The following is a 19,112-nucleotide window of genomic DNA, read 5'->3' on the forward strand; positions in this document are numbered from 1 at the left end:
TCGTTTTCCCAATGTGAGATCGATCTCACAAGCAATAATGGGCACGCAATTTCGCCAATGGCAAGTCCTTTAGACGAAATTCTCCGAAATCGAGGGGTTTGCTCTTTAGCGCACAGCGCGCCGGGCAACCGATCCGCGTACGATCAAGCGGGTCTGAAATCGGGTACGGCGCGGTGCAACCTTTTTGCCGGCAAGCCGCTCCAGCAGGTATCTGGCGGCGAGCGGTCCGATCTCGGAGATGGGTTGCGCCACGACCGTTATCTGCGGATCGGTGAACGTGGCGAGGTTGAAGTCATCGAAGCCAACCACCGACACATCATGCGGAATCGAGAGCCCCATTGAACGCAGGCCAAGAAGCGCGCCTTGCGTCATGAGGCTGTCCACCGTGAACAGTGCGGTCGGGCGATTGCGCCGGCTGAACAGGCGGATCGTGGCTTCGATGGCGTGCTCGACGGTCGAGCGCGATACGCCGATGAGCGCTTCATCGATTGCGATCCCATGCGAGTGGAGCGAGTTTTGGTAGCCAGCCAAGCGTTCCTGTGCCGTAAAGATGCGTGACTCGTCGCGCAAAAGACCGATCCGGTGGTGACCGTTGCCAACCAGATAGTCCACTGCCTCGCGTGCCCCGCCCTCGTTGTCGACGACGACGCTGTCGCATTGCAGGTCCTTTACCACGCGGTCGATGAGCACGATCGGTGCGCCTTCGCGGGCCAGTTGCACAATATGCTGGCTGTCGGTTGCAGACGTTGGGGCAAGGATGAAGCCGCGAATGCTGAGCGAGCGAAGGCTCTCAAGCAGTTCTTTCTCCTGTTCTACATTCTCCTCGCTGCTGGCAATCAGAAGATTGTGGCGGTGCTTGCGCAGTTCCACCTCTATGTCGTGCGCGATTCGGGCGAAGAACGGATTCTGGATATCGCCGGGCACGAAGCCTATGATCGGCAATTGTCCGCTGCGCAGCGCCTGCGCGACGAGGTTGGCCCGATAGCCCAGCCTTTCGGCTGCCTCAAGCACGCGGAGCGCCGTCTCGTCGCCAACGTAACCATAGCTGTTGAGCGCCCGCGCGGCCGTGGCGCGCGACACCTTAGCCGCTGCGGCAACGTCCTTTAGTGTGATTCCTTTCTGGGTCACAGGTAACCGTCCTTCTTGGATCTGAACATTGCCTCAGATCATCCTCGGCTCGTCTTGCCGGCATCGTTGTGCGGCATATCGGACGATTCTCAAACTGCGAACATAGCTTTCGCAACTCCTTGCCACCTAATCGAGATACGTGCGCTGTTTGGCTATCTGGAAATTTGATCCACGAATGCACCTACATATTGTGCAGTCAGTTCATTGCCTTGCACTGCCAGCATACGGCAATGAGTTCACGCCATGGTCCAGGCGGCCTCCCTGGCATCGATCATAACACCGATGGAGACGACTAGCCTTGCCGCCAAACTCGTCCAGCGATTGGAGGCGAGCTTTCAAAAAGGTCGAGCCAGACGCTCAAGGCCCGCTGCACGGAGAGCCACAGGCTGGGAGACTCTGAGCAAATCGGGAATCTGAGTCGCTTGCTCTGAACCGTCGGCATCATGCTGCTAACCGGTTTTGATCCTCCGGGGCTCCGCATTGGCAATAGCGACGAAAATGCTGTCGAGCAGACCTTGTCGCGGAAGGAACTTGCCAAGCAAGGGCACCTCGGCCAAGTACGCAAACAACGCCCGGAGACGAAGGCGCATCCGGCAGCACCCTTTTGGGGCCAGATAGAGACTCAGAAACCCAAAGCTTTCATCTTCCCGCTATTGAAACGGAGGACTCGATCGTGACGCGTGCGCCCGACCATCGCCAACGGTGGGCTCCAAACTGATCGAAACTTCTCGTCGACCTTTGCAAGGTGATTGATCATCGGGGAGACCAAAGCCGAAACACTGGGGTTGGTGTCTCCAGTGACGCTGAACGAAGCTTCAGGGAAAATCCCAAATCTGCCGATTTCCCTGGCGTTGTCATTGCAACGATCGAGACAATCAGGGAGACCGGACCGGAGGCACGAGAGGCCGCGTCCTTCCGTGGGGTCGCTCCTCCAAACCGTTTGACGCAATTTAGAGATGTTGCCTTGACCCCGCACTAGCGTCTACTGCATCTCCCAGCGGGAGCGTCACCAATGGCGAGAAAGTCTGTCCGACGCAAGTCAACGATTTATGATATCGCGGTGGCGGCAAAGTCGTCCCCGACCGCCGTCAGTCTCGTCCTCAATGGCTCGTGGCAACAGCACCGGATCAAGGCGGAAACCGCAGCGACCATCCTCGATTGGGCTGAGCGGCTTGGCTATGCTGTCAACCTCAAGGCACGAGGATTGCGGCTTTCCCGATCCGGACTCGCTGGAATGATCTTGCCACATTACCGCAATCGCTTCTTCGCCGGATTGGCCGAAGCCTTTGAAGCGGAATCCCGCGTCCACCGCTTGTGCCCGATCGTCGTCAGCACCCATCGCAATCCTGATAACGAGTTGAGTGTGACGGAAACCCTGCTGGCTCAGCAGGTGGAATTTCTCTTCCTTGCGGGCGTTCGTGACCCCGATCCGCTGAATGATCTGTGCCGGGCAGCGGGCGTCCGGTGCATCAACATCGATCTGCCAGGCCGCCGGGCTCCCTCAGTTGTTTCTGACAACTACGGGGGCGCCAAGGCGCTCACAGAGATCATTGTTCAGAAATTGAAAGAACGAGGGGGCTCCACCGAAGATCTCTTCTTCTTTGGCGGGGTCAGCGATGATGACGCAACACGTAGCCGTTTGCTGGGTTTTCACGATGCGCTGGCAGCGCATGGGATTGTTACGGGCCCGGGCACGATTGACTGCTGCGGATACGCACCGACCAACGCTGCTCGGTCTCTCGCTGCACGATACGCTCAGCTTGGGCATCTGCCCTCAGGTATGTTCGTCAACGGCGTGACCGCTCTTGAAGGAACATTGCGGTTCACTTCGACACTAGCCTCAAGTGAGCTTGGACGGGTTGTTGTCGGAAGCTTCGACTGGGATCCATTCGCGGCGCATTTGCCCTTCGATGTGACCATGGTCCGACAGAATGTCGAGGTGATGATTGCTGAAGGATTTTCGCTTCTCGAGAATTATTCGATAGACCACTTTCCGCTGGTGACCGTACCGACCAGCTTTGGGCGAACCGGAGAGCATGACGGCGCCCAAGAAGATTGGGATTCGGCATCCAAATCGAGCATCGACCACTAGCAATTCTTTGTCACGAGACATCGTTGCAGAAGTTCAACTCCGTTCATCAGCACCTCGGATCTGGGTAGCACCGCCTCCACCCAAGGCTCGCGGGCGATCGCATGTCGTTCTACGGGTGCAGCCTGAGTGCGAAGGGCGGATCGTTTACATCAATCGAGAAATGTTTTTAGACGCTGGTGGCGTGACCGCCTTGCTAAATCTATTTAGCACCTTGACCGGCCGGCATTCAAAGTCTTTTATGGCGCGTTCTGGGAGGAATGCGGCGCCGAGTGCGTCAATCCCGTCGGGCACAAAGGGGTGGGCCAAACAAAGCCGACATGGGCAATAGGCAACTGAAAAACTCGTCAATCAGGGAGGAATTAAATGTTAGCAAAAACTATACTCGCGGCAGCGTTCGGCGCAGCCCTTTCGGTCGCCACAATGAATGCTGCGCTGGCAAAGGACGTCAAGGTTGGAGTTGTCGTGAAGATCGGCGGCATTCCCTGGTTCAATGCCATGGAAACGGGAATAAAGGAAAAGTCGAAAGAGCTTGGCGACGACGGCTTCATGGTCGGGCCGACCAGCGCCGACCCGGCACTTCAGGTCCGCGCGATCGAAGACCTGATAGCTCAGGGCGTCAGCGTAATTGGCGTCGTGCCGAATGATGCAAACGTTCTCGAGCCGGTTCTAAAAAAGGCGCGCGACACGGGCATCAAGGTCATAACCCATGAATCGCCAGACCAGGTGAACGCTGATTGGGACTTCGAAATGGTCTCGGCCGTTGGTTTCGGTGAGGCCCATGCCAAGCTATTTGCCGAGAAAATGGGCGGCAAAGGCAAGTACGTTGTGTACGTAGGTTCTCTTACTGTGCCCGCACACAATGCCTGGGCCGATGCTGCAATCGCCTACCTGAAGAAGAACTTTCCCGACATGCAGATGGTTGGCGACAGATATGGCGTCGCCGAGAGCGCCGATGACAGCCGAAAGACGGCTCTGGATGTGCTTGCCGCCAATCCTGACCTCGGCGGCTTCCTGACGTTCGGCAGTCAGGGACCGATCGGCGCCGGACGCGCGATCGAGGAGCAGAAGCTTGGTGACAAGGTGGTTCTTGTCGGTTCATTCTCGCCTAGCCAAGGCAGCGCAATGCTCAAATCCGGCATTATTGACGGCGGCTATATGTGGAATCCTCTGGAAGCGGGCAAAGTATTCGTAACGATGGCTGATTTTCTGGCGGGCGGCGGTGAAATTACCGACGGCATGACGATCGAAGGTCTGGGTGTCGTTCACCCTGACTTCAAAACCGGCACCATCATCGTGGACGCTGTGCAGCCTATCACGGTCGAAACGGTCGATGGTCTTGCAGCCCTAGGGCTTTAGATGGCGGACCATGGCTGGCGTGCCGGGGTGGCAAATCAATCCCGGCACGCCCCATCCTTGTCATTTCAGAAGGGCCCGCCGTGAACCTCGTCGCGTCTACGACGCAGGACCTCCCATCGGTTCTGTCGTTTAGCAACATAAGCGTCACATTTGGTGGCGTTAGAGCCCTCCAGGATGTCGCCTTCGAGGTTCTCCCGGGTGAAGTGCAATGCATCGCCGGTGAGAACGGCAGCGGCAAGAGCACCCTGATCAAGGTAATCACCGGCGTTTGTCAGCCGCTAGCCGGCGCAAACATGTCGATCGCCGGAAAGTCTGTCGACATCATGTCGCCGGCTGCGGCGCGCAGCGCCGGGGTGGAAGTCATCTGGCAGGACCTCGCACTGTTTCCTGAAATGACAGTCGCGGAAAATATCGGGATCAGAACTGTCCTCGGCAACATGCCTCGGCTCGTCGATCATTCGCGCATTCGCGAGGTGGCGCGAGGGCTGTTGGCGCGGCTTGGCGCCGACCTCGATGTCGACGCGCCTCTGCGTAGCTTTGCAATCGCCCAACGTCAGATCGTCGCCATCGCCCGGGCGCTCGCCGGCGATGCGAAGGTTATTTTCATGGACGAGCCCACATCGTCGCTTACTCAATCGGAAACAGACCGGTTGCTCGCGATCGTTCGAACACTCTCGAATGAAGGCATGGCCATCGTCTTCGTCAGCCATCGCCTTGCGGAAGTTCTGGAGATCTCAAGTCGCGTCACCGTTCTGCGCGACGGTAAGGTCGTTGGGGTGTTCCCGACCGCCGGAATGACCCAATCACGCCTCACCGAACTGATGACCGGCAAGACGTTCGACCAAACCGTGAGCACGAGAAACCTTAGTGGATCACCCGTCGTGTTGAAGATCGATCGATTGACCCGCGCAGGCGACTATGACGACGTTTCGCTGACAATACGGCGAGGTGAAACGCTTGGCCTGACCGGGCTACTCGGCGCCGGTCGCACAGAACTCGCGCTTTCTATTTTCGGCATGCTGCGCCCAGACCGCGGCAGCATCGCACTCAACGGGACGGTTCTTCATCTGAACTCCAACCGCGACGCAATCCGCGCGGGTATTGGATATCTCTCCGAAGACCGCTTGTCCCTTGGTCTCATACAAGCTCAGTCCATCGCCGACAACGCCGTTATCCCGGTGCTCGACAAGATCCTTGATCGAGGGCTGATCTCCTCGGAGAAGAAGGACGCGCTCGTCAATCATTGGATCGAGGAATTGGCGATAAAAGTCGGGCGGCAGACCGATGCGATTTCCACGCTCTCGGGCGGCAACCAGCAAAGGGTGGCCATCGCCAAATGGCTGGCGGTCGGCCTGAAACTGATCATTCTTGATTCGCCAACCGTGGGGGTGGACGTTGGCGCGCGGGCCGGCATCTTCGAGATTGTCGCCAAGCTCGCTGCCGAAGGCCTGGCGATTCTGCTGATATCCGATGAAGTGCCGGAGGTCTATTTCAACGCCGATCGTATCCTTCATATGGCTGCGGGCAAGATAGTCGCCGAATACGATCCGCACGCCATCCCGCTCGGCGACCTGGAAGCTGCCGTCTATGCGTAACCGCGGCAAGCTCTTCCGGGCTCATCCCACCGAGACATGGCTCGTTGTGGTTCTTCTCATCATGAGCGCAGGTCTCTCCGTTGCGAGCGACAAATTCTTCACCATTGCCAATCTCTTCAATCTGCTCAACACAAGCTCGACAAATCTGATCTTCGCGGTTGGGCTGCTGGTGGTGTTGATCGCTGGGGGCATCGACATCTCCTTCGCTGTGGCCGCGTCAGTGGTTCAATACGTTGTGGCGCTGGCTCTAGCCCAAATGGGAGGTGGTGATTGGTTCATCGGCCTCACCTTGGCGGCAATTGTCGGGATCGCCCTGGGTGCGGTGAACGCCGGCCTCATCTACTATTTCCAGATCATTTCAATCGTTGTCACCATCGCCACCTTCAATATTTTTTTCGGCCTTCTGATGTTCTTCACGCACGGTGTATCGATCTACAATCTGCCTGCATGGTGGACGCATCGCACTGTGCTTTTCGAGTTCCAACAGGCGAATGGCAATTGGGCCGAGCTAACACTGCCGGTTGCGATCATGGCGGTCTGCGTCGCCGCCACCTGGGGGCTTATCCGGTATACCACCACGGGACGGCAGCTATACGCTTTTGGCGATAACCCGGAGGGCGCCCGTCGCCTCGGTATCAACATCGCGGCGATGCACTTCATTGCCTTCGGCTGGCTTGGTTTGATGGCCGGGATCGCGGGACTTGTGCAGGTGCACTATTCCCAGGAAATCGTGCCCAACGCATTGGTGGGGCGCGAGCTGGACGTGCTGGCAGCTGTTGTCCTTGGCGGTGCCAGGCTGGGTGGCGGGCGCGGCACCGTGCTCGGTTGCATCCTTGGCGTGTTTCTTGTGTCGGTGACGCAAAACGGGCTGAACCTCCTCGGCATCTCTCCCTATGCTTTCAAGATGATCGTCGGGGCGATCATCTTGATTGCCATCACGCTGTCCAACGCGCCGCTCGGGCATATCCTCGCGGGCTTGCGGCAGAGGATGGGTACATGACGCAGCGCGTGCTCGAAACTGGAGCGCTACGGCACGGATTCTTGCGCCGTCTTGCCGGCACGTTGGGCGCCGAGAATATCGGACTTTTGCTGGCATTGATTTTGGTGATTGCATTCTTCGGATCTCTCTCGCCGCGATTCCTGTCCAAAGCTACCTTTGAATCGGTGGCCTTCCAGTTGCCTGAACTTGGACTGCTTACGCTCGCGATGTTGATGCCGATCATCTCGGGCGGCATCAATCTCGCCGTGACGTTCACGGCCAATCTCTGTGGCCTCACGCTCGCCTGGGTTCTTCAGGCCAACGGAGGACCGGACGCAAGCATCTATGCCTTTCTACTCGGTTCCGTTCTTGCGGTCGGCGTTGGCACGGCAAGCGGCTTGGTCATGGGCCCGGTGATAGCCTATACCGGCGCGCACCCCATCCTCGTTTCGCTCTCGGTGATGATTTTCCTGCGCGGCCTTGGCGAGTTTCTGACCCGCGGCGCCGATATTTCGGGCTTTCCCGAATTCATCCAGCCCCTGGGCCACGGCAGCATCGTCGGCATTCCTGTCCCGCTGCTGATACTGCTCGGCGCAGTCATCGTCTGGCATGTTTTGATGACCCGAACCAGGCTTGGCTTTTCAAACTATATGGTCGGCTCCAACATCGAGGCGACGCGCTATTCCGGCATCTCGACGCGACGCGTGATCATTCTGATCTACGCGCTGTCTGGCGCCATGTGTGCGTTGGCCGGCATTATCATGATGGCACGATTCAATTCCGTCCGTGTCGGCCATGGCGAGTCCTATGTGCTGATTACGGTGCTTGCCTGCTTTTTGGGCGGGGTGAATCCGTTTGGCGGCTTCGGCAAGGTCGTTTCGGTCTTCCTAGCCCTCATCGTTTTGCAGCTGCTTTCTTCGGGACTGAATCTCTTGGGCGCCAGCCAGCACCTGGCCACAGCCATTTGGGGCATCATGCTGATCGGCGTCATGATCTTGCGGTGGGCTGCCGGGCAGCTCAATTTCATGAGGATAACACGATGAAGGGTTTTGGCGTTCATACGAGCATGTGGACGAGTGGTTGGTCCGTAGAGGGCGCCGAGCACACTGTAGCGGCGGTGAAAAAATACGATCTCGATTTCATTGAAATTTCGCTGGCCGATCCATTTTCTTGCGATGCCGATCACACCCGCAAGCTGCTGGCGGCAAATGGCATGCAGGCGGTGTGCTCGCTAGGGTTGCCCGAATATGCGTGGGCATCGCGCCACCCACAGGAGGCGATTGACTTTCTCAAGGTGGCTATCGACAAGACGGCCGACATCGGAGCCCAGGCGCTATGCGGCGTAATCTATGGCGGCATCGGCGAGCGTACTGGCGTGCCACCTACGCAGGACGAACTTGATAACATTGCAAAAGTGATGACGTCCGCCGCCGCGCAAGCCAAGTCTCGCGGCATCGAACTCGGTGTTGAAGCCGTGAACCGCTACGAGAACCACATCATCAACACCGCGGCTCAGGCGGTGGCACTAATCGAGAGAGTCGGCGCCGACAATATGTTCGTGCACCTTGATACCTATCACATGAACATAGAGGAGAAAGGTATGGGCAACGGTATTATCGTCGCCCGCGATTACCTCAAATATATCCACCTCTCCGAGTCTGATCGCGGCACCCCAGGCGAGGGCAATTGCAATTGGGATGAGACGTTCGCAACGCTGGCCGCGATCGGCTTCAAGGGCGGGCTCGCGATGGAGAGCTTCATCAACATGGATCCGCGTCTGGCGTTTGGCCTCAGCGTGTGGCGTCCGGTGGCCGAGAGTGAAGCGGTTGTAATGGGCAACGGTCTGCCGTTCTTGCGCAACAAGGCACGGCAGTACGGGCTGATCGCATAAGTTACATCGCCATGCGAGATCGAAACTCGGCACATCATGAGCCGACTGCATCGACATTGCGGCGACTGCCTTCGAAGCAGGAGCCGCTTGAGAGGCAATATTGCGGCGTTTTAGATCCCGGCCTTCGGCTGCCCCCCGGGCGCAAGCAGCCAACCGGTCGGCGATCGCAACTGCCGTGAACAATCTATTTCACCGGCTCGGGCATCACAGCCTACCTTCGGCGGTTGCGAGCCGGCCCCGCATCAATTCGCGGCGCTTTCGAAACTCTGTGTATTCCTGGTCGGCCAGTACCCCGATCAGGATCACCGATCCACTCACGGCAAAGTTGAGTGAGGAGGGAATGCCTAGAAGATTGACAAGGTTCTGAAGCACCTGCAGCAAGATCGTTCCAAGCACCACACCAATGATTGAGCCTTCCCCGCCCCGCAACGAGAACCCTCCAAGGACGGCGGCGGCGATCGCGTAGAGCTCGTAGAAATTGCCGTGCGAGCTTGGCAGGATCGAGCGTGTGTACATTGCGAGAAAGATGGATGACAGCGCCGTCAGCCGGCGCAGATCACATAGGCGCAGATGATAACCCGGCCGGTACGGATTCCCGAAAACCGCGCGGCCTCTTCATTTTTGCCGACGGCGTAGAGGTATAGTCCGAAGGCGGTACGGTGCAGAACGACCAACATCACCGCCGCCAGGACAAGCAGGAAGACAAAAGAATGAGGAATGGGAATGGAGGTAGGCATTGTTGGTAAGAACCGAAACCAGATCGGTGCGACCGGTGGTGAGATATTCCAGATCCTCGAAGCGGGTTTCGTAGGGAAAGCCTGCCGTCGCATCTTGGTGTTGCCCTGCTGCTCGCCGGCATGAAGATCGCCCGCACCATCCTGCGTCAGCCGGCCCTGCAGGCGGTGATCGCCGAGGAGCTGTCGCTGGGCGGGGCCGCCGACCTTTCCGATCAGTCCATAACAGACCACATCCTCGAACACGCCAAAACGGTCTATCACCCCTGCGGCACCTGCCGGATGGGCAGCGATGACCAGGCGGTGGTCGACCCGCAATTGCGCGTGCGCGGCGTGCCGCGCCTACGCATCTGCGACGCCTCGATCATGCCGCGTCTCATCAGCGGCAAAACCAACGCGCCGGTGATCATGATCGCCGACCGCTGCGCCGATTTCATCCTCGGCAGCGCTTAGCGAAAAACGGGCAGCCGAGAGAAATCCAGGCTGTTTTGAGAGGGTGTATCTGTCCAGCGCATGCAGCGACTTGTCGCGACCGAAACCGGACAGCTTGACTCCGCCGGGCGGCACGGTGATGTCGGCGCCGCCATACATTGCATAGGTCCTATCAAATCGAGACTGGGACAGCGATGCCAACGCGCTGCTGTTGGCCGCCAGAAAGCTGGTGCGGATACGCCTGGAGAAATTCAGGCGATGCAGGCAGCTTCACCAGACGCAGCAGTTCCAGCAGCATCCATGACGGCGCCGAAGTCGCGCCCGGCTTCCAGATCATCGCTGCGCCGGCCACACGCCCGGCCACTCGGTCTACCTCGCAAACTACGGCAAGGAACAGCGCATGATTTCGGCCGACACGATGTATGTGCCAGCGCTGCTGGCGCCGCATCCGGAGTGGCAAGGCAGCTACGACCAGGACGGGCCGATGGCGATCACCACGCGGCACAAGCTGATCGATCGCGTGATTGCCGACAACATCCGGATCTCGGGCGGGGGCTCTCAGAGAGGTTCCTGCTATTGCTGCTGCAGGCCGGTGATCATGGCAATGATCTCGTTCTTATCGGTCTTCGCGGTCTCGCGAATTCCAATCTGCTTGCCACGCCTGAGAACACAGATGCGGTCGGAGAGCTTGAAGACCTGGTCGAGGCTGTGGCTGATGATCAGGATGCCGACATTGCGCTGCTTCAGCGACTGGACGATAGCCTCCACCCGGGCGGTTTCGGCAACGCCCAGCGCCGCCGTCGGCTCATCCAGCAGGATCAGCTTGCTTGCCCAATGCGTGGCGCGCGCGATCGCAACGCCCTGGCGCTGGCCGCCGGAGAGATCGCGGATAGTGGCGTGGGCGGAGGGGATGCGCACGTCCAGTTCCTTCACCAGTTTCTCGGTCTCGTCGATCATGCGGCGGCGGTCGAGCAAACCGAGGCGGTTCAGCGGCTCGCGGCCGAGGAACATGTTCATGTAGACCGTCTGCTGGTCGGCCAGCGCCAGGTCCTGGTAGACGACCTCGATGCCGTGCGCGCGCCCCATGGTGGCATTCGACATCGTCACCGGTTTTCCTTCGATGACGATGGTGCCGGACGAGGGCGGGTGGACCCCCGAGACGATCTTGACCAGCGTCGACTTTCCGGCGCCGTTGTCGCCGACGAGTGCAACGATCTCGCCCGGGAAAACCTCGAGCGAAAAACTCTCGATCGCGGTGATGCCGCCGAAATTCTTGCGAATGTCGTGCAGCTGAAGGATGGGCGCGCTCACCGTCATGTGTTTCTCCTAGACTGGCCAGGCATAGGGTTCACCGAAGCCGTTCTCGATGGTTTCCACTTTCGGATTGTCCGTCGAAATGCCCGACACGCCGACAATATGGGCGCGGGTGACGAAGGCCTGGCCACGGAAGCCGAACACGGCGCTGTCGCCAGGCTTCGGCGCGTTCGCGCCGGCGGCATCGATCATGGCGTAATAGTCGATCGCCGAGGGCGGCGGCACCTCGACGCTGCGCAGTGCCGAGCCTGCCGTTGTCGGTTCAGCCGAGACGATCGCCTTGACGTCGTAGTCGGGGAAGATCGGATCGATGTAGAAGCCGCCGCCAAGGCAATAGGCCTTGCCGCCGGAGAGATGCGAGACCTCGGCGAGATAGAGCACCGCCGGCAGCTCCGGCAAATCTTCCATGACATGCAGCGCGGTGGTGCCATGTAGTCCATTGCCGGGCTCGCACTGCGTCGCGCCGGCCTCGGCGAGTGCCGCCAGCATAACGCTCGACGTGGTGCCCGGCGCGTTGATCTCAATGTCCTTGCGGCCTGCCTTAGCCAGCGCTTCCGCAGCTTTCGCGAGCGTCGCCAGATTGGGGGTCGGCAGCACTTTTCGCGAAGCATGGTCGAACAGCAGAGCAGGGAAAGTGGTGATGCCGGCGAAACGGCCGCCTTCGACGGCATCCAGCCGGTCGGCGACATCGATAATGTCGGCGGCATTGAAACCGCCTTCATGGCCGCGATAGAAGATATCGCCTTCGGCGGCGATGCGGGCCAGCAGATGCTGCACATAGCCGGCCGCCTTGGCGCCTGTTGCCGCTTCCCCAGCCTTGGTATCATTGAACACGGTCCAGTAGTCCGGCTTGAAGGTTTTCGCCGCAGCCGCCGCTTCGAATTTTGCGACCTGCTGGAGATGGCCGAGATGGCCAAGCTTCATGCCTGCCTTGTGGGTGGCGCGGGCGCAAGCCATGTCGACGGCGACCGCGCGGTCAATGCCGCCGCGCATCACAGCCCGGCAGAACGACGAGGAGCGGCCGACCTGCTTGGTCATGGCGAAGATCTTCAGGCCGTTGCGGTTGGCCTCGCTCTTGAGAACCCGCGCATTGGCCTCAACCGTGTCGAGATCGAGCACATAAGCATTGGCCGGCAGCTTACCTTGCTGGTGCAACCGGATAGCTGATTCGATGAAGGCGGGGTTGCGGCGGCGCAAAATGTCGAGAAACATGGATGGCTTCCTTCAGCGGTTCTTTTCGCGCAGCGACACGGCGACTGCGGTCAGGATGATGAGGCCGCGCACGATCATCTGGTCGGAGACCGACAGGCCCATCAGGATCAGGCCGTTGTTGAGCATGCCCATCATCAACGAGCCGACCAGCGCGCCGACCACGGAGCCCTTGCCGCCATTGAGCAGCGTGCCGCCGACGATGACGGCGGCGATGACCGTCATCAAGTCGGTTTCGCCGAGAGTATATTTCGCCGCCTGCAGGCGACCGGCATAGAGCAAGCCGGCAAGACCGGCGAGCCCGCCGCTGATGGTCAGCACGGCGAGCCTGATCCTGGGCACGCTGATGCCCGATACGCTTGCGGCGCGGGCATTGTCGCCGGTCGCCAGCACATGCGCGCCGAAACGGGTTTCGCGGAACACCAGGTGGCCGATGGCCACGGCAATCACCGACCACCAGACGAGTGAGGGGACACCGAGCAGCGAGCCGGAACCGAAGAAGCCGGTGAACGCTTCGTTGGTCACCGAGATCGAGCGAAGGTCTGTCATCGAACGCGAAACGCCGGCGAACAGGCCGAGCGTCGCCAGCGTCACCAGGAAGGAGGGCAGCCTGACATACGCCACCAGCACGCCGTTGATGACGCCGATCAGCAGGCCGGCGCCGAGGCCGGCGACTATCCCTGCCGGCATGCCGTACGCGTTGATGGTGACGGCGGCTGCAAGGGCCGCCACCGCCACGATCGAGCCGATCGACAAATCTATTTCGCCGGCCGACATGACGAAGACCAGGCCGATGGCCATGATCGTCACCGGCGTCGTCTGCAACACGATGTTCGATAAGTTCCGGACGGTGAGGAAGCCGCTGTCCCTCAGCACAATGGCGAAGAACAGAAAGATCGCCAGGAAACCGAGGTAGACGACATATTGCTGCAGATTGAAGCGGCTTGCGAAGCTGCTACCGGCGCTGGTGTTGGCACTGGACATTTTATCCCTCCGGTGGTGAGCGCTTCGCCTCGAGCCTATTTCACCGCGTCCGCGATGGCCGCCGGTACGTCCCTGTTGAGGGACTTCCTCCAACCGTCCTTCACCGTGTCCTTGGTGACGGCGATGGAATCTACGGCATAGAATGGTTCGGCCTTCTTGCCGACCAGCGAACCTGCCGAGGCGCGCGCCAGCGTCACGCCAATGCTGTAGGCCTCGTCGGCGACGAGGGCCGCGATGTTGCCGCCCTTGACCATGTCGAGCGCGGCAGGCTCGTTGAGGTCGAGCGTGACAATCTTGGTGTGTGTGTTGCCGGCACCGCGCAAGGCCGAAAGCACGCTCAGCGCCGGTTCGGCCCAGGTGACATAGATGCCGTCCAGGTCCGGATGCTGGGTGATCATCGCCTGGGCGATGTCTTCGCTGCGCGCCGGGTCGGCCATGCCGGCCTCGGCCTCGATCTTCATATCGGGATAGTCCTGCTCGATGGTCTTCTTGAAGGCCTGGTCGCGCTGGTTGGTGACGTAGAAGTCGGCATCGTGGAAGATGTAGCCGACCTTGCCTTTCTTGCCGAGCGCCTCGGCCATGGCGATGCCGGCCTTGTTGCCCATCTGAAAGAGATCGTCGGAGACGATGGTGACATAGTCCCTGCCCTGCTTGTAGCCGGCCGGGGAATTGTCGACGAAGCCGAGCTTGACGCCGGCCTGGCGTGCCGGATCGTAGACCGAAGCTGCGGTCGCCGGATCGACGGGAAGCGACAGGATGATCGACGGCTTTTTGGCCATCACCGTCTCGATATCGGCCTTCTGTCGCGCGGCGTCGAAACCGGCATCGGTCTGCGCCACCACCTCGATGCCGAGGCGCTTGAATTCGTCATGGGCGCCGGCGTTGACGGCGTTGGTGTATTCGCTCATCTCGTGCCAGACGAGGGCGGCGGTGAACTTGCCGTCCTTGATCTGCTGCTCTTCGGCTGGCGTCAGCGTAAGACTGCTCGCCGGCACCGGCTTTTCACCATTCGGTCCTGTGGTGACGCCTTCAGCGGCGAAGGCGTGCATGGCTAGCAGGCTCGCCACTGTCGTTATGATTACAGATGCTTTGCGCATATCCCGGTTCCCTTTTTGTTGTGTCGAAGAAAAGCTCCGGTGCGGCGGGCCGCGCCCGAGCGAGAGCCTTACTTGGCCGCGTCGAGCACCGGCTGCGGCGCGTCGCGGTTGAGCGAGTCCTTCCAGCCCTGCGCGACATTCTCCTTGGTGACGGTCAGGGCCGGGGCGACGACGAAGGCCGGTGTCGGCTGGCCAAGCAGCGACTTCATGCCGGAAGCAGCCATGGCGCGGCCGAGTTCATAGGCCTTGTCGGCGACGAGGGCTGCGACATTGCCGCCCTTGACCATGTCGAGCGCGACCGGCTCGGCGAGGTCGAGCGTGACGATCTTGGTCCTGGCGTTGCCGGCGCCGCGTAGCGCCGACAGCACGCCGTCGGCCGGCTCGGCCCAGGTCACGTAGATGCCGTCGAGATCGGGATGCTGCAAAAGCATCGCGTTGGCCAGTTCCTCGGCGCGGGCCGGGTCGGATATGCCCTGTTCGGCGACGATCTTGATGTCGGGATACACCTTCTCGATGGTGGTCTTGAAGGCTTGGTCGCGCTGGTTGGTGACGTAGTAGGCAGCGTCGTGGAAAATGTAGCCGACCTTGCCCTTGCCGCCAATCGCCTTGGCCATCGCGTCCGCAGCCTGCTTGCCCATCTGGAATAGATCGTCAGTCACGATCGAAGCGTAATCGGTGCCCTGCTTGTAGCCCTTGGGCAAGTTGGACAGGAACACCAACTTGGTGCCGTCCTTGACCGCCTGGCGGAAGGCTTCTGCCGAGGTGACCGGGTCGAGCGGCAGCGCCAAGATGACGTTGGGCTTGGCGGCCAACGCCGTCTCGATGTCGCTGCGCTGGCGGGCGGAGTCGAACTGGGCATCCGTTTTGACCGCAATGGTGATGCCGGCGCGGGCGAATTCGTCGGTGGCGCCGGCGGTTACCGCATTGGTGAAATCGGACGAGGTGTGCCAGAGCAACGCAGCCTTGTAGCCCTTGTCCTTGAGCGCGGCGATGTCGGCATCGCTTAGGATCACGTCGGCGCTCGGCGTGGCGCTCTCGCCCTGCGGGCCGACCGTCTGTGCGAAAGCTGGGTTGGCGGCAAGCATCAATCCGCCGGCAAAGGCGGCGGCGATCAGTGTCTTCATCGGCATGTCAGTTCTCCCATTTTGCTTCGTTGGTGGTTCAGTCGGCCACGCCGCAATAGCGGGCCATGAAGGCGGCGAAGCCGACTATGCCGGCGAAATATTCCTCGACATCCACGTGCTCCTCGAATGTGTGGCAATTCCTGATGTCGCCGGGCGCGCAATAGACGGCAGGAATACCGAGCTGATTGATGATGAAGGGGGACTCCGACCAGAACGGTGCGCCCTCGATGACGCCGCGTCCGCTCATTGCGCCAGCCATCGCGTCGGACAGCATGGCGACTTCTGCCCGCGTTTCGCCGATCTCGGCAGCGGTGCCGCCCAGCCTGTGGTCGCGGCCGGCGGGGTAGGCGAACTCTACCGAAATATCCGGATCGGTGATCGCGCCGCGCACGGCAGCCTCGATCTCGGCGGCGGCGGTGTCGAGGTCTTCGCCAGGCAACAGCTTACGGATCAGCGAGAGCGTGCAGCGCTCGGGAACGGCAATGTAGCCGCCGCCGGCAAGCCCGGTGATAAGCAGGAAGCCGCGCCCGACCAGTTTGTGCTCGGCGCGCGCGGCGACCTCATCCGAATGCTTCCAAAGCGCCGTCATCGCGGCATGGCTTGCACGGAGCGCATCCTTGCCGAGTTCTGGCACACCGAAATAGGCGGATTTGCCGGTAATCGAGATATCGGTGATGAAGAAGCCGATCTGCGCCGCATAAACGGCCAGGCGGGTCGGCTCGACATAGACGCTGAAATCGGGTGCTGTGACCTCGCCGGTCTCGATGCGTCCGACGAAGTGCTTGATCCCGGCGGAAATGCCGGTGCCGGGCTGGCCGCTCTCCTCGTCGCCGATGAAAGCGAAGGCGACGTCGCCCTTGAGGCGAACGCCTGCCTTGTCGAGTAGCGCGAGTGCCGCCAGCGAAGCAGTGATGCCGGCCTTGAGGTCGCCTGAGCCGCGGCCCCAGACAGCACCATCAATGATCGGGGCGGCGAACGGATCCTCACGCTCGGTGCCTGCCCAATGCTCGCGCCAGCCGTCGACATGGACGGTGTCGGTATGGCCCATGAACAGCAGGCGCTTTCCCTGGTCGGCCCCCTTGCGCTCGCCCCAGATGTTGGGCCGCCCGGGAAGAAATTCCGTCCTGGTCAGGCCGCTGAGGTCAAGGTCGCGCATCCTGGCTTCTAGGAAGTCGACGAAGTTGGCTTCGTTGCCGGTGATGCTCTCTCGGCCGATGGCGCGGCGAAACAGCGTTAGTGCGTCGTCGCGGTCGAGCGCTGCCTGCAGGCGGGCGGTAATATCGTGAGTCATATCGCGGCCTCCTTCAGGGCGGCGGCCTGGGCAGGCGGCAGCGAAATCCGGCCATCAGGCGCGTCGACGCCGAACAGCGTGTTGTGCAACTGGCCAAGGCCGATTGCCGCCGCGCCAATGAGGGCTGCGCGTGCGCCGAGTTCGCTCGCCTCGACCCTGACCGGATAGGGGAAGCATAGCGGCAGAAGCGCCTGCACCCTGGACAGGATTTCGGGCCGCAACCCAATCGAGCCGCCGAGGATAAACTTTTCTGGATTGGCGATTGCCGCGATTGCCGCAACGCCTTGCGCCAGATGGCGGGCAGTTTCGTCGAGCACGGTGAGCGCGTCCTTGTCGCCAAGCGCGGCATTCTCGAATATTGCCGGCACCGAGACCTGCCTGCCGGTGAGAGCGTGGTAGCGATCGGTCATGGCGTGGGTGGCCACCGCGCGTTCGAATGCGCCGGTGCGCAGTGATTCCTCGGTGAAGGGATCGGCCCCGATCGGCATGAAACCGATCTCGCCGGCGGCGTGCCCAGCACCCCGCACCAGATGGCCGCCCAGCATCAGCCCGCTGCCGATGCCGGTGCCGAGCGCGATGTAGGCGAGATTGTCGATGCCCTGGCCTTGGCCGAGCCAGTTCTCGCCAAGCACCGCGAGATTGACGTCGTTCTCGATCATCACCGCGACGCCGAGCGCTTCTTCGAAGGCATCCAGCACATTCATTGTGTCGAAGCCGGCAATGTTCGGCGCCATTAAAATGCGGCCGGTGGCCGGGTCAGGAGCGCCAGGCGCGCCGATGACGGCCAGGCGTATCTTCTTGCGCGCGACGTGCTGTCTGGCCGCGGCATCGAAGGCCAGCGCTGCAATCTGATCGACGACGAACTGGCCGCCGCGCGGGTCGGTCGGTGTGGCGGCTTCGGCAAAGATCTGGCAGGCAAGGTCCGTCAGCGCGACCCGCACCTTGGTGCCGCCAAGGTCGACGGCGATGATATAGGCTGCGTCGTGGACCAGTTCGTAGGTGACGGCGGTGCGCCCGACATGGCCGCTGGTGCGGCCGGTTTCCTGGACCCAGCCCTCCTGCTCGAGCCCGCGCATGATTTCGGAGATGGTCTGCTTCGACAGGCCCGTCAGCTTGGCGATCGAGGCGCGGGAGATCGGCCCGCCCTGGACGATCGCTTCCATCACGGAGCGCTGTGAGAACTGACGGGATATGCGCGGCAGGTCAGTCACATTGAACTCCCGTTAATTCGTTCTATGAGCGAACTTATTATTCGGAACTGGACCTGTCAATGTATGTTCGCGAGCGGCCGTTTTTGCGCACGCGAACATTGATCCGGAGGCAGGATTCAGGCGCGGTGCTGCCGTTCGGCAGAAGATAAATGCGGTCAGGGAGTGGCTGGATCAGCTTCTTGAATCAATTGGGCGAACAGCTTCGCAGCGCATTGACAAATAACGATCATGCTAGTCTCTGAGGGGCACTGTTTTCTACAGGAGATCAATACAGCGGATGGTTCGCCGGTCCATATCTCTCGTATTCTCTCGTATGGGTCTGTCGAACCATGGGACGATGAACGAGACCAACTATTGGCTTCGAGAATATCGGTGATGTACCGCGGGTCTGCGTCCCAGTGAATGGCTCAAATGGGGCCGGCAGCGGAACGTCCGTTTGCAGTTTGCAAACGTGGATAACTACCATACCGCCTTAACTCGCAAAGACCCGTTTGACGCCAACTGGGCTGGCCCGAAGCCGACCTCTCCGTCCAGCATAGTCCGATCATATTCGGCGCAAGCTGCTCGCTTGAACCGTGGGATAGAATTCCGCCAATCTCGACCCGCCTATGCCTGGGTGGCCCCTGCTCACAATCACGAGCGTAGCGCCATCTTTCCGAATGGCCGGGTGAGGCT

At 60.6% G+C, this 19,112-nt stretch carries 16 protein-coding genes and 2 pseudogenes; 8 read left to right on the forward strand and 10 right to left on the reverse strand.

The features are described 5' to 3' along the window. Positions 1-105 precede the first annotated feature (105 nt). Positions 106-1,128 carry a LacI family DNA-binding transcriptional regulator gene (locus tag NKI64_RS10185; RefSeq protein WP_031251278.1) on the reverse strand — a complete coding sequence of 341 codons (1,023 nt, stop codon included), beginning with the start codon at positions 1,126-1,128 and terminating at the stop codon, positions 106-108. Positions 1,129-2,140: 1,012 nt separating this feature from the next. Between NKI64_RS10185 and NKI64_RS10190 the strand changes: the two genes are divergently transcribed. The 6 genes from NKI64_RS10190 to NKI64_RS10215 all read left to right on the forward strand — a co-directional run bounded on the left by NKI64_RS10190 (position 2,141) and on the right by NKI64_RS10215 (position 9,041). Further along, complete coding sequence (locus NKI64_RS10190) at positions 2,141-3,220, forward strand: substrate-binding domain-containing protein (protein ID WP_023692318.1); 1,080 nt, start codon at positions 2,141-2,143, stop codon at positions 3,218-3,220. 363 nt (positions 3,221-3,583) lie between these two features. Then, positions 3,584-4,576, forward strand: a complete 993-nt coding sequence (locus NKI64_RS10195; RefSeq protein ID WP_023704355.1) for a substrate-binding domain-containing protein — start codon at positions 3,584-3,586, stop codon at positions 4,574-4,576. Between the two features lie 80 nt (positions 4,577-4,656). Then, positions 4,657-6,171, forward strand: coding sequence for a sugar ABC transporter ATP-binding protein (locus NKI64_RS10200; RefSeq protein WP_023704356.1), 1,515 nt, complete (start codon positions 4,657-4,659; stop codon positions 6,169-6,171). After that, positions 6,164-7,171: an ABC transporter permease gene (locus NKI64_RS10205; protein WP_023681803.1), complete on the forward strand. Its 1,008-nt coding sequence runs from the start codon at positions 6,164-6,166 to the stop codon at positions 7,169-7,171. Before NKI64_RS10200 ends, NKI64_RS10205 begins: the two co-directional genes overlap by 8 nt. Further along, positions 7,168-8,193: an ABC transporter permease gene (locus NKI64_RS10210; RefSeq protein ID WP_023667740.1), complete on the forward strand. Its 1,026-nt coding sequence runs from the start codon at positions 7,168-7,170 to the stop codon at positions 8,191-8,193. The genes NKI64_RS10205 and NKI64_RS10210 overlap by 4 nt, the downstream gene beginning before the upstream one ends. Next, complete coding sequence (locus NKI64_RS10215) at positions 8,190-9,041, forward strand: sugar phosphate isomerase/epimerase family protein (protein ID WP_023704358.1); 852 nt, start codon at positions 8,190-8,192, stop codon at positions 9,039-9,041. The genes NKI64_RS10210 and NKI64_RS10215 overlap by 4 nt, the downstream gene beginning before the upstream one ends. A 204-nt stretch (positions 9,042-9,245) precedes the next feature. Here NKI64_RS10215 and NKI64_RS10220 read toward each other — a convergent pair. Next, a pseudogene (locus tag NKI64_RS10220) lies at positions 9,246-9,914 on the reverse strand (ABC transporter permease); the annotation flags it as partial. Here NKI64_RS10220 and NKI64_RS10225 point away from each other — a divergent pair. Beyond that, positions 9,899-10,228 (forward strand): GMC oxidoreductase, encoded by a 330-nt coding sequence (locus tag NKI64_RS10225; RefSeq protein ID WP_023740511.1) that lies wholly within the window; start codon positions 9,899-9,901, stop codon positions 10,226-10,228. The pseudogene NKI64_RS10220 and the gene NKI64_RS10225 overlap by 16 nt on opposite strands. Positions 10,229-10,379: 151 nt before the next feature. Here NKI64_RS10225 and NKI64_RS10230 read toward each other — a convergent pair whose 3' ends face one another. Beyond that, on the reverse strand, positions 10,380-10,544 hold the full coding sequence (locus NKI64_RS10230) for a hypothetical protein (protein ID WP_155922419.1): 165 nt from the start codon (positions 10,542-10,544) through the stop codon (positions 10,380-10,382). Between NKI64_RS10230 and NKI64_RS10235 the strand changes: the two are divergent. Further along, positions 10,504-10,757 (forward strand): annotated as a pseudogene (locus NKI64_RS10235) (MBL fold metallo-hydrolase); the annotation flags it as partial. The gene NKI64_RS10230 and the pseudogene NKI64_RS10235 sit on opposite strands and share 41 nt — an antisense overlap. Positions 10,758-10,780: 23 nt before the next feature. Here NKI64_RS10235 and NKI64_RS10240 read toward each other — a convergent pair. The 7 genes from NKI64_RS10240 to NKI64_RS10270 all read right to left on the reverse strand — a co-directional run bounded on the left by NKI64_RS10240 (position 10,781) and on the right by NKI64_RS10270 (position 18,437). After that, a complete protein-coding gene (locus NKI64_RS10240) occupies positions 10,781-11,524 on the reverse strand; it encodes an ATP-binding cassette domain-containing protein (RefSeq protein WP_023686849.1) in 744 nt (247 codons plus the stop codon). A 9-nt stretch (positions 11,525-11,533) separates the two neighbouring features. After that, positions 11,534-12,733 (reverse strand): alanine racemase, encoded by a 1,200-nt coding sequence (locus tag NKI64_RS10245; protein ID WP_023818638.1) that lies wholly within the window; start codon positions 12,731-12,733, stop codon positions 11,534-11,536. Positions 12,734-12,745: 12 nt separating this feature from the next. Continuing rightward, entirely contained in the window at positions 12,746-13,714 is a 969-nt protein-coding gene (locus NKI64_RS10250; RefSeq protein ID WP_023686847.1) for an ABC transporter permease, read from the reverse strand. Between the two features lie 35 nt (positions 13,715-13,749). Then, positions 13,750-14,811: a substrate-binding domain-containing protein gene (locus NKI64_RS10255; RefSeq protein ID WP_023681811.1), complete on the reverse strand. Its 1,062-nt coding sequence runs from the start codon at positions 14,809-14,811 to the stop codon at positions 13,750-13,752. A 68-nt stretch (positions 14,812-14,879) separates the two neighbouring features. Then, on the reverse strand, positions 14,880-15,941 hold the full coding sequence (locus tag NKI64_RS10260) for a substrate-binding domain-containing protein (protein WP_023667731.1): 1,062 nt from the start codon (positions 15,939-15,941) through the stop codon (positions 14,880-14,882). A gap of 31 nt (positions 15,942-15,972) precedes the next feature. Beyond that, a complete protein-coding gene (locus tag NKI64_RS10265) occupies positions 15,973-17,226 on the reverse strand; it encodes a M20 family metallopeptidase (RefSeq protein WP_023667730.1) in 1,254 nt (417 codons plus the stop codon). Further along, entirely contained in the window at positions 17,223-18,437 is a 1,215-nt protein-coding gene (locus NKI64_RS10270) for an ROK family transcriptional regulator (protein WP_023681814.1), read from the reverse strand. Before NKI64_RS10270 ends, NKI64_RS10265 begins: the two co-directional genes overlap by 4 nt. Positions 18,438-19,112: the final 675 nt, after the last annotated feature.

The organism is Mesorhizobium sp. M0478, assembly GCF_040321305.1.
GTDB lineage: Bacteria > Pseudomonadota > Alphaproteobacteria > Rhizobiales > Rhizobiaceae > Mesorhizobium.